This window comes from Streptomyces sp. NPDC091412 (assembly GCF_044756885.1).
Taxonomy (GTDB): domain Bacteria; phylum Actinomycetota; class Actinomycetes; order Streptomycetales; family Streptomycetaceae; genus Streptomyces.
The window spans coordinates 48435-64169 of the sequence record NZ_JBIVTV010000012.1 but is presented as its reverse complement, the minus strand read 5'-3'; the positions used below and the strand labels follow the sequence as shown (position 1 = coordinate 64169).

The window sequence follows — 15735 nt, the reverse complement described above, 5'->3', positions numbered from 1 at the left end:
GCGGTCCTGCCTCGTGTGTCGCGGCTCATCGCGAACCCCCGTCCGTGAACCGATCGTGGCCGCCGCGGCCGCCGTTGCGGGCGGCGATCGCCCGGGAGACGACGGAGGGCAGCAGGACGAGCCCGAGCAGCAGCAGGGCGGTGATCAGCATCAGGGTCTGGGTGCCGGTCCAGCCGTGGCGCCCGGCGACCGTGACCGGCTGGGCCAGGGCGATGGTGCCGTCGGCGACCGTGGCTCCGCCGCCCGCCGCGCCGCCCGGCGCGAGGGTCTGCCCGGTGTCGGGGTCGACGGACGGCTGTCCGGTGCCGTCCGGCCCGGTGCCGCCCGTGCCGCCGGCGCCACCGGTGCCGCCCGTGCCTCCCGAGCCGCCGCCGTTCGCGCCGCCGGTCGCCGAACCGCCCCCGGTGGAACCGCCGGTCGCGCCGCCGCCGGTGGAACTGCCGCCGGTGGAGCCGCCGTTCGTACCGCCGCCGGTGGATCCGCCCGAGGCGCCACCGGACGTTCCGGAGCCGCCGCTGGACTTGGCGCCGCCGCTGCCCGTGGTGCAGGCCGAGGCGCCCTTCTTGTCGCACTCCGCCGGGTAGGGCGCGGTCTCGGCGAGCTTGTTGTGGCCGTCGGCCGTGAAGGTCGGGTTGTTGCAGCCCTTGATGTTGATGTTCTGGGTCTGCACGCCGGGGATCCGGCGGATCTGGTCGAAGCCCGCCTTGACGAGGTTGATCGGCAGTGGCGAGTACCCCAGTTGGGGTGCCTGCTGCTGGCCCTGGCACATGAAGTAGTAGGAGAACGCGCCGAGCGTCTTGCCCTTCTCCTTGGTGAACGTGCCCTGCACCTTCAGCGGCAGGATCATGTACGAGTAGCTGGAGAGCGGGTAGTTGCGCTTGTCCCGGTCGTTGTAGACGCCGTCGAGTTGCTGGGTGAGGTAGTCCGGCGAGCTCTTGTTCGTGTTGATCCTCGCCTGGAGCAGCGAGACGGCGACGTTCTGCGGGGTCGGCTCGGTGTAGTAGCCGGCGTGGTTGAGGACCTTGGCGACCGGATAGTGCGCGTTGAGCGCGTACGAGTAGTTGACGTAGCCGATCGCGCCCTCGCCGTAGCTCTGGGCCACGTAGGCGGCGACACCGAGGTCACCGGACTGGGCGATCATGCCGGGTACGGTCGGGTAGTACGAGGTCTGCCCGCACGCGCTGGAGCGTCCGACCTTGCGGCAGTAGTCCTGCCACTGGGCCTTGTGCTGGTTGGCCATCCACAGCGTGAACTGGGCCGTCGAGCCGGAACCGTCCGAGCGGACCACCGGGACGACGGGGCGGTGCGGCAGCTGAAGGCCGGGGTTGTCGGCCTTGATCGCCGGGTCGTCCCAGGACTTGATGGCGCCGGTGAATATCTTGGTGACCACGTCACCGGAGAGCCGGAGGTTGGTGACCCGCTGGCCGTTGACCGTCAGGTGGTACATGAAGACGGTGCCGCCGGCCACGATCGGCATGTAGGCGTACGATCCGCCGGCCGGCCGTTCGGCGGCGGAGCCGTCGGTCGGGTTGGTCTGGAACGGGATGTCCGAGACCGCGAAGTCCACCGTGCCGCTGAGGAACTGGCGGCGGCCGTCGGAGGATCCGGTGCCGGCGTAGCTGATCCGCATGCCGTACTGGTTGACGGCGCGGCGCCATTCGTCGACGGCGTTCTCGGCCCAGGTGGAGCCGGCTCCGGCGATCGGGGTGTAGCTCTCGGCGGCGGCGGTCGCCGCGAGCGGGCCGGCCAGCAGCCCGGCGATCATGGCGAGCAGCGCGCCCAGGATCGCCGGCGCGCGCAGGCGGCGCGGACGAAGGTGCAGGTGACTGCGCATCAGTCGGTTTCTCCGGGCTTGTGTCCCAGGTCCTCGGTGGTGGGCCTGGAAGTCGTGGTGGACAGGTCGGTGGTCTGGGGGACGCCGTCGAACAGCGAGAGCGCCGGGGCGTGCAGTTCGGCGAAGCGGTCGACGTCACGGCGGGAGGCACGGGCCGTGCGGCGGGCCTGGCGGCGGGTGAGCTGGCCGGGACCGCGTCCGCCGATCACCCGGGCGATGGCGAAGAGCACGAGGACCAGGGCCATCAGGACAGCCGCCGCGCCGAAACCGCGGGCGATCATCGCGGGGTCGGGCCGCTTGACGAAGGTGAAGGCGGCGAGCGGCAGCGAGACCATCGGGCCGTGCAGCGGGTCGGCGTTGAACGCCGCGTTGTAGCCGGCGGTGAGCAGTACGGGCGAGGTCTCACCGACACCGCGGGCCGTGCCGAGGATCACCGCGGTGGCGAGGCCGGAGCGCGAGGTCGGCAGGACCACGTGCCAGACGGTGCGCCAGCGCGGAGCGCCCAGCGCCTCGGCCGCCTCGGTCAGCGTGCCGGGCACCAGCCGCAGCACGACGTCCGCCGCGCGGATCACGATCGGCAGCATCATCACGCTGATCGCGAAGGCCGCCGCGAGGCCGGACTTCTCCATGCCGAGGCTGAGGATCCAGATGGCGTACACCATCAGGCCGGCCACGATCGACGGCAGCGCCGTCATCGCCTCCACGATGGTCCGTACGAACCGGGAGAAGCGTCCTGGGACCTGGTTGAGGTAGACCGCGCAGGCCAGGCCCAGTGGCACGGTGATCGCCAGGGCGATGGTGATCATGAAGAGGGTGCCGAGCATCGCATGGGCGATACCACCGATGGTGAGCGGGTCGAGCGAGCCCGCGGACTGCATGTCCTCGGTGAGGAAGTTGAGGTGCCTCAGCGCCTCGTGCCCGCGCCAGGCGGTGAAACCGACGACGAGGGCGAGCGCGAAGAACAGCAGCGTGGCCGCTGTCCACAGCACCACGGTCATCACGCGGTCGCGTACGGCCTGTCCGTCCTCCTCCAGCCCGGTCAGCACCGCGTAACAGGCGAGGAAGGCGAGGTAGGCGGTGACCGCGAACCCCAGGCGGCCGGAGAACGGGGCGAGTTGCCCGAACAGCAACACGGCGGCGCAGAGCCCGGAGAGGGCGGAGCCGCACAGGGCCAGCACACCCGAGCGGGTCGGGCCGCCGATCCGGCGGGGCTCGTCGGGGAGTTCGCCGGGCGCGGGAGCGCCGACGGGTGCCGGGTCCTCGGCGATGTTGTGGGCGGTGTCCTGGACGACGGTCATCTCATGCCTCGCTCTGTGCGCCGGAACGGGAGCGGGCCGCGATGGTCGAGGCGGTGAAGTTGACCGCCAGGGTGAGCACGAACAGCGCCAGGCCCGCCGCCATCAGCGCCGACATACCGAAGGGGGAGGCGTCGCCGTAGTGCAGCGCGATCAGCGCGGAGACCGAGTTCGAGCCGGTCTGCAGGATGTGCGGCTGGATGACGAAGACCGGGGAGATGATCATGTACACCGCGATCGTCTCGCCGAGCGCCCGGCCCAGCCCGAGCATCGTCCCACCGATGATGCCCCCCTTGCCGTAGGGCAGGACGACCGCACGGATCATCCCCCAGCGGGTGGCGCCGAGCGCGTAGGCGCCCTCGCGTTCACCGGCCGGCGCCTGGGTGAAGACCTCGCGCATCACCGAGCACTGGATCGGTGCGACCATCAGGGCGACGACGATGCCGGCGACGAAGGTGGACGCGGTGTAGACGCTGGCGGAGGCGAGCGGGTCGCCCGGCTGGGTGCCGTCCACCTTGAAGAGGGGGATCCAGCCGAACCAGTCGGACAGCCAGCGCGACAGCCCGATGACGTTCTGCTGGAGGAGGAACAGCCCCCACAGTCCGTACACCACCGACGGCACGGCGGCCATCAGGTCGACCATGGTGACCAGGGAGCGGCGCAGCTTCCGCGGCGCCACATCCGAGATGAACAGGGCCGTCGCGATGGCCAGAGGAACGGAGATGGTCACCGCGACGGCGGCGATCAGCAGGGTTCCGGTGAGCACGGCCGCGATGCCGAAGTTGTGGGCGTCCGGCTGCCACGCGGCCGTGGTGAGGAACGAGAACTTGGCCACGCGCAGCGCCTGTCCGGCCCTCAGCAGGAGGAACAGGCCGACCGCCGCCATGATGGCGAGGACGACGACTCCGGTGGCCGTCAGCTGGAAGCGGAAGACCCGGTCTCCGAACCCGCGCGCGGCACGGGGCCGCCGGGGCGCCGGTTCACCCGACTCCGGGCTGCCGAACTGCCCGCTGCAGGGCTCCGGTCTGTCGGAGTCCGATCTGTCGGAGTCAGGTCTGTCGGACCCCGATCTGCCGGAAACCGATGCCTCGGACTCCGCTGTGCCCGGGCCGGGTCCGTCCGCATCTCGTCCGCCGAGCCCATGGTGCGTGGCCACCACGTGTGGTCCCCCCACTGTGGAAACGAATCTCGCGATGACCGGTCGGTCCGCGCGATGAGATTCAATGGCCGGATCTTGTCGGCCCAACGCGTCTCGCATGGCCGGTCGATGAACGGTTCATGCCATTTCTGTGCCGCTCCTGTGTGGGAGTCGAGCGAGGTGTCCCGCTGGTCCCGCCTCCGCGTGCCCGACGTGGGCGAGGGCGCGTTTGGGACACCACGTACGCTTAGGCGAGCCTAAGCTAAGCGATACGGGGAAGGGTTCATGTCAGGAGTCGCAAGACGCCGCCTCGGGTGGCTGGTCACCACTCTTCTCCTGTTGTTGCTGGCGGTGCTGCTCAGTCTCGCGGTGGGCAGTCGCCCGGTGGCGCCCTCGGTGGTCTGGGACGCCCTGGTGCACGGCGGGACCAGCGCCGACGCGCAGGTCGTACGGTCGTTGCGGGTGCCGCGCACGGTCATCGGGGTGATGGTCGGGGCCGCGCTCGCCGTTGCCGGAACGGTTCTTCAGGGCATCACCCGGAACCCCATCGCGGAGCCCGGCATCCTGGGCATCAGCCAGGGTGCGTCGATGGGCGTCGTCTGCGCCATCGCCTTCCTCGGGGTGCACAGCCTGACCGGGTACGTCTGGTACGCGTTCGTGGGCGCGGGAGTCGCGGCGGTCCTGATCTACGCCGTCGCCAGCAGCGGACGAGGCGGCGCGTCCCCGGTCAAGCTGGCGCTGGCGGGCGCCGCGATGAACGCGTTCCTCGCCTCGCTGATCTCGGCCGTCCTCACCACCAACGCACGCGCCCTGGACGAGTTCCGGTTCTGGGACGTCGGTTCGATCAGCGGCCGGGACGCCACGATCGCCGGTCAGGTCTGGCCGTTCCTCCTCGCCGGCCTGCTGCTGGTGCTGGCCATGGCGCGCGGCCTCGACGCGCTCGCCCTCGGCGACGACATCGCCCGGGGGCTTGGCCGCAACGTCGCGCTGCTGCGAGCAACCGGTGCCCTGGGCGCGACCGTTCTGACCGGCGCCGCGGTCGCGGCGGCCGGTCCCATCGCCTTCATCGGCCTCGCCGTGCCGCACATGGCCCGGGCCCTCGTCGGACCGGGCCACCGCTGGCTGCTGCCGGTGGCCGCGCTGCTCGGGCCGGTGATGCTGCTGCTGGCGGACGTGCTCGGACGGGTCGTGGTGCGGCCCGCGGAGGTGCCCGTGGCCGTGATGACCGCGCTGGCCGGTGTGCCGTTCCTGATCGTGCTGGTCCGGCGGAAGGCGGTGGCGGCATGACGCGGCTGGGTCATGGGGAGCGCGCCGCGCACCTGAAGCGGACGGAGCACGCGGGGCACGGCGGACACGATGCCGCCGGCGGCAACGGCGGCAACGGCGGCAACGGCGGCAACGGCGGCAACGGCGGCAACGGCGGCGGGCGTCCGCCTGGCCGGCCCGCCGGACACGCCGTGCTGCGGGCCGGGCGGGGCAGTTTCCTGGTGCACCGCAGGGCCCTGGTGGTGGGTGCCGTCCTCACCGTGCTGCTCGCGGGTGCCGTGGTGACGTCGCTGTGCGTCGGCGAGTCGTTCGTCGCGCCGAGCGAGGTGGTCCGCGTCCTGCTGGGACTGCCCAGCCCCGACCGACTGGTGGTCGGCACACTGCGGTTGCCGCGCCTGGTGACCGGGCTGCTGGTGGGCATCGCCTTCGGCCTGTCCGGCGCGCTGATCCAGACCATGGCCCGCAACCCGCTCGCCAGTCCGGACGTCATCGGCGTGACGCACGGCGCGGGTGCGGCGACGGTCGCCGCGATGACGTTCGGGCTCACCTCGTACACCGTTCTGCCGTACGTGTCCGTGGCGGGCGGTCTGCTCGCCGCGCTGCTCGTCTACCTGTTCGCCTGGCGGGGCGGGCTGGCCGCCTCCCGCTTCGTCCTGATCGGCATCGGCATCTCGGTGGCACTCGGTTCGCTGACCAGGCTGTGGGTGACCAAGGGCGACTATCTGGTCGCCCAGCAGGCCAGGATCTGGCTCACCGGATCGCTCAACGGCCGCGGTTACGACCAGGCGGCACCACTCGCCACGGTCCTGGTGCTGCTGGTGCCGTTCCTACTGTGGGCGGCCCGCGCGCAGCGCGGCTCGGCCTTCGACGACGACACGGCCGTCGCCCTCGGTGTCCGGCTCGGCCGCGTCCGGGTCGGGCTCAGCGTCCTCGGTGTCGTGCTGGCGTCCGTCGCGACCGGTGCGGCGGGGCCTGTCGACTTCGTGGCCCTGCTCGCCCCGCAGATCGCCCGCCGGCTCACCCGTGCCCCGCACATTCCGCTGGTGTGCTCCGCGTTGACGGGCGCGCTGATCGTGGTCGTCGGAGATCTGCTGGCCCGCAGGCTCTTCTCGCCGCTGGAGCTTCCGGTCGGCGTGTTCACCGCCCTGGTGGGCGCCCCCTATCTGATGTGGCTGATCGTCCGTACCCGTAGCAGCCGTTCCGGAGGAACCGCGTGACCGGCAACCAACCCACCGCCCCCGGGACTTCCCGTCTCGCCGCGCGGGGGCTCACCCTCGCCTACGAGGACCGTACGGTCGTCGAGGAGCTGGACCTGGACGTCCCGGACGGCAGGGTCACCGTCATCGTGGGCCCCAACGCCTGCGGCAAGTCCACCCTGTTGCGTGCCCTGGGCCGACTGCTGAAGCCGCGGCGCGGGGCCGTCCTGCTGGAGGGCACCGAACTGGCCCGCCTGCCCACCAAGCGGATCGCCCAGGTGATCGGGCTGCTGCCGCAGACCCCGGTGCCGCCGGAGGGGATCACGGTCGGGGACCTGATCGCGCGCGGGCGCCAGCCGCACCAGAAGTGGTGGCAGCAGTGGTCCGAGACGGACGAGGCGTCCGTCTCGCAGGCCATGGAACGCACCGGGACCGCCGATCTCGCCGAGCGTCCGGTCGACGAACTGTCGGGCGGGCAGCGCCAACGGGTGTGGATCGCCATGGCACTTGCCCAGGACACCGATCTGCTGCTGCTCGACGAGCCGACGACGTACCTGGACATCGCCCATCAGGTGGAGGTCCTGGACCTGGTGCGCCGGCTCAACCGGGAGCGCGGCCGGACGGTGGTGGCGGTGCTGCACGACCTGAACCAGGCCGCGCGCTACGCCGACCATCTGATCGCCATGCGGGCGGGGAGGATCGTCGCGCAGGGGCCGCCCGGTGACATCGTCACCGCCGAGCTGGTCCAGGAGGTGTTCGGGCTCACGTCGGTCGTCGTGCCGGACCCGGTCACGGGCGGGCCCATGGTGGTGCCCGGCCCTCCGCGGTCGGCGGACGGCACGAGCGCGGGTGAGGACACGAAGGGCGGAGCGACCGTCCCGGCGGCGCGTAATGGCGCCCGGTGACCTGCGAAAAGACGCTTCGGAAATGAGCAGACAAGGCGGCATGTGAGCGGAAGCACACGCTCTGGATGTATCAGACACACAGGCATCTCATAAGGTAAGCCTTACCTAAAACTCTGCGGGTTCGCCGGGGTCCTGACCCTGGCGTTTCCCGTGTGTCCCCACCCCTCTCACGACGGGAGCGCCCTTCCCATGTCCGCCGGACGCCGCCGCACCACCGCCGCAGCCCTCACTCTCGCCGCCGCGCTCGCCCTGACGGCCTGCGGTGGATCCTCCGCAGGCGGCGAGGGCGCGGGCGGCAAGTCCTCGGCCGAGGCCGGGGCGGGCGGCAAGAAGTCCGTCGCCCAGGGCGGGGAGGACTTCAAGGACGCGGCGAAGAAGACCGCCGCCATGGGCACCGACGCGGCACCCGGCGAGTGGCCCCGCACCATCACCCACGCCATGGGCAGGACCGAGTTGAAGGCCCAGCCCAGGCGCGTGGTGGTCCTCGACGTCGGCGAACTCGACAACGTCGTCTCTCTGGGCATCAAGCCGGTCGGCCTCGCGCCCACCGAGGGATCCCCCGAACTCCCGTCGTACCTGAAGAAGGACGCGGGCAGCCCGAAGAACGTCGGCACGATCAACAGCCTCAACCTGGAGGCGATCGCCGCGCTCAAGCCCGACCTCATCCTGGGCAGCCAACTCCGCGCCGCCGACAAGTACGACGAGCTGTCGCAGATCGCGCCGACCGTCTTCTCCCTCCGTCCCGGCTTCACCTGGAAGGAGAACTACCTGCTGAACGCCGCCGCGCTCGACAAGACCGCTCAGGCGAAGCAGAAGCTCGCCGCCTACGAGAAGCGGGCCGGGGCCCTCGGCGAGAAGCTCGGTGCCGACAAGTCGACCGTCTCGATGGTCCGTTACCTGCCCGACGGCGTCATCCGCCTGTACGCCAACGCCTCGTTCATCGGCACGATCCTCAAGGACGTCGGCATCCCCCGGCCGAAGAACCAGGACATCGACGACCTCGCCGCCGAAGTCAGCGCCGAGAACATCGACCAGGCCGACGCCGACTACATCTTCACCGGCGTCTACGGCGACGCGAAGGCGACCGACAAGTCCCAGGCGCAGGGCAACCCGCTCTGGAAGAACCTCGGCGCCGTCAAGGCCGGGCACGCCTACGACGTCCCGGACGAGACCTGGTACCTCGGCCTCGGCGTGACGGCAGCCGAGGAAGTGCTCGGCGACCTGGAGTCGCACCTCACCAAGTAGGCCCCGGCCGCGAGGACCAGGCAGTGTGCGCCCTGGCACGGGTTTACGCCGTGGCGTGTATCGGCCACAGGACATGCGGGACGTTCCTCGCCGGGTGCAGGGATAAAGTGCACCCGTGGAACGGATCTTGGTGGTGGGTGTCACCGGTGCGGGCAAATCCACGCTCGCCCATGCCCTGAGCCGTCGGCTGGGTTTGCCCTACCACGAGATGGACGCGCTGTACTTCAACGGTCCCGACTGGGCCGTCAACGACGAACTGACCGGGGACGTTTCGCGGCTCACCGCGGAGCCTTGCTGGATCATCGACTCCCTCGGCTATCCGGAAGTCCGTGACCTGCTGTGGGACCGCGCCGACACCGTGATATGGCTGGACTATCCCAAGCGTGTCATCATGCCCCGCGTCCTGCGCCGGTCCTTCCGGCGCACCGTCACACGCGAGGTTCTGTTCGGCGGCAACAGGGAGACCTGGAGGGACTGGCTGAGCCGGGAACACCCGGCCTGGTGGGCGTGGTCCCAACACGGGCCCCGCCGCCGGGAGATCGAGCGCCGTGTCCGTGATCCCCGCTTCGCTCCTCTCGACACCCTCCGCTTCGGGCACCCCGACGGCACGGCGGCCTGGCTGACGTCCCTCCCGCGCGGGAAATGAGGCGTCGCGGGAGTTCCCGTGGCGGGCGCCTTCAGGGCGACTCGTTCAGAAGCCGGTCGAGGTGGCTTTCCAGGTCCAGTGCCTCAGTCTCGTGGGTGGCCGGCACCATCTCGTAGGTACGGAACAGCCAGTGCGCGAGGGCCGGCAGCGGGGCGATGAGGTGGGCCGAGCCGTCCGGTGGTTTCAGGAGAATGTGCAGGAGGGCTTCCGGGCCGGTTCCGGTCGGCCACACCCTCACGTCGCCCTCTCCGCCGGCCGCCAGGATCCCTCGGGCAAGCAGCTCGCGTGAGATGACCCAGGACACGGGGCTCAGGGCGAGGCCCTGGAAGAGGAACTCCACCACGAGTGGGTCCTGCGACCTGTAGAGCAGGTGGGTCGGTACGGGGAGCCGTGTGCCCTGGGGCGTCACGAGCTCCATGCCGAGCATGTGGTCTACGCAAGTGATCATGACTTTGTGTGCGTCTCGTCGGCGGAAGGGGCGGCGGTGGCCGCCGAACCTTCGCTGGGGGCGCGGGGGAGGCATTCGGTCCTGTGGCCGCCGCTGTCCCTTGAGCGACCCCGAATGCCGCCCCCGCGGTTCTGTGACGCCGGCCCGCAAGGGGCCGGGGTGGCTCGGGCCGCGTTACCTGCCCCCTGATGTACGGCAGCCCGAACGGTGGCGGTCCTGGTGACCGCGGTTCCTCAGCGGTGTGAGGCGTCGTGGTGCTTCAGGCCGTCCCAGGAGGTGTGTCCGTGGCCGTCGACCCAGCGGAGCTGGTCGAGAACCCACTGCTGACGGCCTTCGTCGATCCGCGCCCGGTCGCCGTCATGCTTGTCGTGCCTGGTCCAGTGGCGGCTGCCGTGGTGGTTGTGCCGGTCCTCTTTGTGGTGGTCGGAGACGCGGACGGCCGAGACGACACCCGACTGGCTGCTGCTCGGGTACGTCGCAGCCGAGGCGGAGCCGCCGGTGGCGAGAAGCCCGGCTGCCGCGACGGCGGTCGAGATGATCGCGATGACAGCCCCACGAACAGTCCTGCTTGCCATGGTGTTTCCTCTCTTTCCTCGCTCCACGATGCGAACGGGAAAATTAGTGCTTATCTGCCTCACTGGGCACTGAAGACCCTAACCCCGACTTGTTGAACGATGAACTAGTTCGGGCGTGAGGTGCACCACGCGCCGAGGAGTCGCCGCGTCGGAATATTCCTGCGGCCCCCGCTGTTTCGAGCCGGTTCTCGGGAGGCGGCCGGGGCCCGCTCCTTTCGGTGCTTGTGCCACCTGATGGCGAGCAACTTGCCCATTTCACGGCCGCGTTGGAAAGCCGCGCAAAACCGGGCCCTGCCGTGAGTGTGGTCGAACAAGAGGCGCCTGACGGTCGAAAGACCAGGTCAGGCGCCGTTTTTCGGTGGCTGGGAAGAAGCCGGGCTCCGGGAGGGCTCGGAGCCTTGCGTCAGACCCGGAGCGGTTCGGGGAGTGTCGGCCCGATTACGGCGGGCCGGGATCCTTCCTGTGCTCCGGGCGACGCTGTCACCAGTCTTCGTCGTCGTCGGCGAGCACCAGGAAGCTGCCCACGACACCATCGTCACCGAACAGGCTCCCGTGGACGGTACGGGTCACCACGCCATTGGTGGCGCCGTGGGGACCCACGGTGGCGACCGGGGCGCCGTTGTCACAGGTGAAGCCACGGAAGACCTCGATGGTCCGCCGGCTGTCATTGAAAACGTTGAAGCTGCTGGAGCCCAGTCCGCTGGCGGTGGTGATGCAGCCCTCGGCGGCGGCGGAGTACACACGGTCGTTGAAGTAGATCCTTCCCTCTTCCTTGCGTCCGAAGTCGCGTCCGCCGCCCTCGCGGTCGTGGCCCCCGCCCCTCTCTCCGCCCCCGCCCCTCTCTTCGCCGCCGCCCCTCTCTCCGCCCCCGCCGCTCTCGGGAGCCGCGGCAGGGGCGGCCCGTTGGTCGGGCTGGGCGGCTCGTTGGTCGGGCTGCGCAGCCCGGTGGACAGCTGCGGCCGGCTGGTGGACAGATGGGGACGCCGGAGAGGATCCGGAGGTCGCGGCGTAGGTGATACCGGCGGCTGCAAGGACCGCCGCGCCTACGCCGGCAGCGGCCACAGCAAAGGTACGCGTGGGCATGTCACTTCTCTCTGTCTCACGGAGGTCGGTCGGGTGACCGACCTGAGATGAACGTAATAACAGCCCTGGTAACTGTCATTTCGGACATGTTCAACGCGTGACACCATGAGCCCAGCCGGGGGAAAACGCGGCACTCAGCGCATACCGACGGAAGAAGAAGGCTGGATCTCTCCTGCGAGGACGACGATCTGAGCGATGAGGTTTCGCCGCAGGTGGACGACGTCCGTCCCCGCCGGGCGAGGGCCCCGTCCGGTGTGCGTGCTGCTCCTCACCGACTCTGACGAGATCCTCAAAAGTGTGCTCCAGGGTGAGGCCATGCCCGCGGGTGACGCCGATCGGCCGCCCGTGCCTCCGCTGTCCTCGCTGTACGGAGTACTCCATGCGTTCACCCGTGTTCCGCATACGTCTGTCCATCGCCTGCGGGGCCGCCGTTTCGGTGCTGTCGGGGTGCGGCACTGCCAGTGGCCCGGGCGTCACGGACCAGGTCGTCGTCGCGGGCGAGGGGAAGGAAGCGAACAGGCCGGCCCACTCACCCCGGGCCGTCGTGTCTGCTCCGGCACGTGCGGCTGCCTCGACCTCGCTGCACGAGGAAACCGCGTCCGCCGGACTGCCCGGCGTGGGGCCGCAGACGTCGGCTTCGATTCCCGAGGAGAGCGAGCAGGTCGTGCTCGTCACCGGGAACGGCATCAACTCCCCGGAGTCGACTGTGGCGTTGTACGACCGCGCCGCCTCCGGCTGGCAGGCTGGGAGCGTCTGGCAGGCGCACAACGCTCTCCAGGGCTGGACCGACGACCACCATCTCAACGATCTGCGCTCGCCGATCGGGGTGTTCCGCCTCACCGATGCCGGTGGTCTTCTGCCGGACCCGGGGTCCCGGCTTCCGTACAGCCGCTCCAACGCCTTCAGCATCGGCGGGAACGGATTCGCGGGTGAGCCGCTGGCCGGCTCCTTCGACTATGTCGTCGCCATCAACTACAACCGCGAGGCGGGCACTTCACCGCTCGATTGGACCCGGCCCCTCGGCGCGGAGAGGGGCGGCGGGATCTGGCTGCACGTGGACCACGGTGGTCCGACCCATGGCTGTGTGAGCCTGCGGAAGGCCCATATGAAAGCGTTGCTGCTCGCGCTGGATCCCGCACGGCATCCCGTGATCGTCATGGGCGACGCGGAGTCCCTGGCCCGCTGAGCGCGCGGTCCGGTGGTGCCGGGACGAGGGGCCGGGGCCACCGGACCGCGTGTGCTCAACGGGTGGCAGAGCCCGCCTGCCAATCGGTCCCGCACGGTGACGCGACCGCCGCGCCGCACGGAAGCGTGGCCCTGACCCTCCGTCACCGCCGGGACGATCCGGGAACCGGGCCGCCTACCGGGTTCCGTTCTGCCGGGTGCGCCGGCCGACGAATACCTCTCCGTCGACCCTTATATACGGGGACGCCCGCGGCCGACGAGGGCCGCGTGTCACGCGTTCGTGCGTCGACCACACCGCACGCGCCATCGGGCACGGCCACAGGGTGGCAGGCAGTTTTCAGGAAGTTGTCAGGATGCGAGATACCGCTCTGTGCATAGAAACCGCAGGTCAGCATGGTTAAAGTCATCGCCGTGTGCGCACATATCCTGGTTGCCGAAGACAATGAGCTGCAGTCCGCGCTGATCCGGCGACTCCTGCTGTCGGAGGGTCATGAGGCGGTCGTGGTGCACGACGGCAGGGCCGCCGTCGACGAGGCGCTGAAACGGATCCCGGACCTGATCGTCCTCGACGTGATGCTCCCCGAGCTCGACGGAATCGGCGTCTGCCGCGCTCTGCGGCGCCACCACGACATTCCCGTGCTCATGCTCACCGCTCGTTCCACCGAGGAAGACGTCCTCGCCGGCTTGGACATCGGCGCGGACGACTACATGACCAAGCCCTACAGCCCCCGGGAACTCCTCGCCAGGATCCGCAGCGTGCTGCGCCGGACCCAGCGCCACACCGACGGCGGCGACCGCGTGCTGCGGGCCGGTGACATCACGGTGGACCCGGTACGGCACGAGGTCAGGGGCGGGGGCCGGATCGTGCCCTGCACCCCCGGCGAGTTCGGAATCCTGCTCGCCATGGTCGCCGAGCCGGGCCGCGTCTTCTCGCGCCGGCAACTGCTGCAGCACTCCAGCGGCTTCGACCGGGCGTCCACCGAACGGGCCGTGGACGTGCACATCATGAACCTGAGGAAGAAGATCGAACCGAATCCCCGCAGACCGGCGTATCTGCAGACCGTCTTCGGCGTGGGATACAAGCTCGTCGGCGGCCGTGGTGCTTCCTGAGGTTCCTCTCCATCGCAGCCTGCTCTTCCGGCTGCTGCTCACCTCGGTGGTCATCGCCGTCTGCTCGGTGGCCGCCACCGCATGGCTCGCCGTGCAGACCACGACCAGGGCCGTGACCGAGGCGCGCGGCCATGTCCTGTCCGAGGACACGGACATCCTCCGGCGCCTGAGCGGATTCGCCGCCACCCACCCCCGCTGGGACGGTGTCCAGGGCATCGTCACCGAACTGTCCCGCACCACAGGCCGCCGCATATCCCTCACGACGACGAGCGGGGTCGTCATCGCGGACTCGGCCTCGCGGGGCGTTCGCCCGTCGACCCAGGCGTCGGCGATCGTGGATCCGCTCCATGTGGACACCTACACCTCGCCCGGGGCGCAGCTCGGCGGCATCGATCCGCGTGCGGTGGGGCCCTACCTGCTGTCCGACGCCGATCGGGCACATCTGCGCGGCCTCGCCGACAAACGCCTCGCCTGCCTGCGGAGCCAGGGTCTTGACGGTGACATGGAGGAGACTCCGAGCGGCCGACTCATGGTGATCGGCGCCGAGGAGATCCCGTGGGACTGCGCCGACGGCAAGCTGAACACCCCCACACACAGCGAACAGACGGCACTGGACGAGCTGAACGGACTCTTCCAGTCATGTCTGGGCCGACACGACGCATTCCTCTCACTACCGGGGTCCGAGCGGGACTCCTACGTCCAGGGCAAGCGCATCGACGACAAGTACGACGAGAAGGCGCGGAACTGTGCGGACGAGGCACGTCGCCGGCAGCTCGGCGCCTATGTGGCACCGGTCGCCGAGCTGTACCTCGGGGACGTCTCACGCAGCGACCCGCGCTTCGACCTCTCCACCGCCAACAAGATCAAGGTCATCGGCGTCACGGGGCTGATCCTGGCTCTCACCATCGCCATCACCTCTGTGGTCGCCGTACGGCTCGTACGCCCCCTTCGGGTCCTGGCGGCCGCTGCCCAGTGCCCCGCCGACCAGCACATCCGGGTGCCCGTCACCACCCGGGACGAGACCGGGTACCTCGCTGCCGCGTTCAACGAGTTCACCGCGCGCCGCGAGCGTCTGGAGGAGCAGCGCAAGGCCATGGTCAGCGACATCGCCCACGAGCTGAGAACCCCCCTCACCAATATCCGCGGGTGGCTGGAGGTCACCCGGGACGGGATCGTGGAGCCCGACCCCGAGCTCATCGCCGGCCTCCACGAGGAAGCCCTCCTGCTGCAACGCGTCGTCGACGACCTCCAGGACCTCGCCGCGGCCGACGCCGGCACGCTGAAGCTGCACCGCGAACTCCTGTCGGCCGGCGCACTCCTCTCCCACGTCGCCGCGGCGCACGGAGCACAGGCCGAGGCGTCGGGCATCGCCCTGCTCCATCAGGCGGCCGACGGCGTTCAGATGGAAGCCGACCCGGTCCGGATACGCCAGATCGTGGGCAACTTGGTGTCCAACGCCCTCCGCCACACGTCCGCAGGCGGCACGATCACCCTCACCGCCGGGCAGACCGACGACCACGTCCTGCTCACGGTGCGCGACACCGGAAGCGGCATCGCCCCGGAGGATCTCCCGCACATCTTCGACCGGTTCTGGCGGGCGGAGAAGTCACGCAGCCGGCGGACGGGCGGAAGCGGCCTGGGACTGGCCATCGTGCGCCACCTCGTCACCGCCCACGGCGGCACCGTCACGGCCACGAGTGACCCCGGCGTCGAAACGGTGTTCACGCTGCACCTGCCGAAGCCGCGGCGAGCGGAGCGGCACCGGGCGTGAAGGCGCCGCCATCACACTGCGGCAGGGGCACGCCACAC

14 protein-coding genes are annotated in these 15735 nt (G+C 70.2%); 8 read left to right on the top strand and 6 right to left on the bottom strand.

The annotated features are described in order from the left end of the window. Positions 1–25: 25 nt before the first annotated feature. From pstS to pstC, 3 genes are read right to left on the bottom strand one after another with little or no spacing between them, the layout of a single operon-like run. A complete protein-coding gene (gene pstS, locus ACIQMV_RS25815; protein WP_402595897.1) occupies positions 26–1834 on the bottom strand; it encodes a phosphate ABC transporter substrate-binding protein PstS in 1809 nt (602 codons plus the stop codon). Continuing rightward, positions 1834–3132, bottom strand: a complete 1299-nt coding sequence (gene pstA / locus ACIQMV_RS25810; RefSeq protein ID WP_402595896.1) for a phosphate ABC transporter permease PstA — start codon at positions 3130–3132, stop codon at positions 1834–1836. Before pstA ends, pstS begins: the two co-directional genes overlap by 1 nt. A 1-nt stretch (position 3133) precedes the next feature. Beyond that, entirely contained in the window at positions 3134–4387 is a 1254-nt protein-coding gene (gene pstC, locus ACIQMV_RS25805) for a phosphate ABC transporter permease subunit PstC (protein WP_402595895.1), read from the bottom strand. A gap of 165 nt (positions 4388–4552) precedes the next feature. Between pstC and ACIQMV_RS25800 the strand changes: the two genes are divergently transcribed. The 5 genes from ACIQMV_RS25800 to ACIQMV_RS25780 all read left to right on the top strand — a co-directional run bounded on the left by ACIQMV_RS25800 (position 4553) and on the right by ACIQMV_RS25780 (position 9525). Beyond that, positions 4553–5554, top strand: a complete 1002-nt coding sequence (locus ACIQMV_RS25800; protein ID WP_402595894.1) for a FecCD family ABC transporter permease — start codon at positions 4553–4555, stop codon at positions 5552–5554. Beyond that, positions 5551–6750, top strand: coding sequence for a FecCD family ABC transporter permease (locus ACIQMV_RS25795; protein ID WP_402595893.1), 1200 nt, complete (start codon positions 5551–5553; stop codon positions 6748–6750). Before ACIQMV_RS25800 ends, ACIQMV_RS25795 begins: the two co-directional genes overlap by 4 nt. Then, positions 6747–7634: an ABC transporter ATP-binding protein gene (locus ACIQMV_RS25790; RefSeq protein WP_402595892.1), complete on the top strand. Its 888-nt coding sequence runs from the start codon at positions 6747–6749 to the stop codon at positions 7632–7634. Before ACIQMV_RS25795 ends, ACIQMV_RS25790 begins: the two co-directional genes overlap by 4 nt. A 189-nt stretch (positions 7635–7823) precedes the next feature. After that, positions 7824–8879, top strand: coding sequence for an ABC transporter substrate-binding protein (locus ACIQMV_RS25785; protein ID WP_402595891.1), 1056 nt, complete (start codon positions 7824–7826; stop codon positions 8877–8879). Between the two features lie 115 nt (positions 8880–8994). Beyond that, on the top strand, positions 8995–9525 hold the full coding sequence (locus ACIQMV_RS25780; RefSeq protein WP_402595890.1) for an adenylate kinase: 531 nt from the start codon (positions 8995–8997) through the stop codon (positions 9523–9525). Positions 9526–9556: 31 nt separating this feature from the next. Here ACIQMV_RS25780 and ACIQMV_RS25775 read toward each other — a convergent pair whose 3' ends face one another. The 3 genes from ACIQMV_RS25775 to ACIQMV_RS25765 form a co-directional block, all read right to left on the bottom strand. Beyond that, the gene (locus ACIQMV_RS25775) at positions 9557–9973 is read right to left on the bottom strand and encodes an SsgA family sporulation/cell division regulator (protein WP_402595889.1); all 417 of its coding nucleotides are present in this window, start codon (positions 9971–9973) and stop codon (positions 9557–9559) included. A gap of 233 nt (positions 9974–10206) precedes the next feature. Next, positions 10207–10548 carry a hypothetical protein gene (locus ACIQMV_RS25770; RefSeq protein ID WP_402595888.1) on the bottom strand — a complete coding sequence of 114 codons (342 nt, stop codon included), beginning with the start codon at positions 10546–10548 and terminating at the stop codon, positions 10207–10209. Between the two features lie 480 nt (positions 10549–11028). After that, positions 11029–11289, bottom strand: a complete 261-nt coding sequence (locus ACIQMV_RS25765; protein WP_253266233.1) for a hypothetical protein — start codon at positions 11287–11289, stop codon at positions 11029–11031. Between the two features lie 721 nt (positions 11290–12010). On the opposite strand from ACIQMV_RS25765, the gene ACIQMV_RS25760 reads away from it, so the two are divergent. The 3 genes from ACIQMV_RS25760 to ACIQMV_RS25750 all read left to right on the top strand — a co-directional run bounded on the left by ACIQMV_RS25760 (position 12011) and on the right by ACIQMV_RS25750 (position 15697). After that, positions 12011–12817 carry a L,D-transpeptidase family protein gene (locus tag ACIQMV_RS25760; RefSeq protein WP_402595887.1) on the top strand — a complete coding sequence of 269 codons (807 nt, stop codon included), beginning with the start codon at positions 12011–12013 and terminating at the stop codon, positions 12815–12817. A 410-nt stretch (positions 12818–13227) separates the two neighbouring features. Next, positions 13228–13926, top strand: a complete 699-nt coding sequence (locus tag ACIQMV_RS25755; RefSeq protein WP_402595886.1) for a response regulator transcription factor — start codon at positions 13228–13230, stop codon at positions 13924–13926. Further along, on the top strand, positions 13913–15697 hold the full coding sequence (locus ACIQMV_RS25750) for a sensor histidine kinase (RefSeq protein WP_402595885.1): 1785 nt from the start codon (positions 13913–13915) through the stop codon (positions 15695–15697). Before ACIQMV_RS25755 ends, ACIQMV_RS25750 begins: the two co-directional genes overlap by 14 nt. Positions 15698–15735 lie beyond the last annotated feature (38 nt).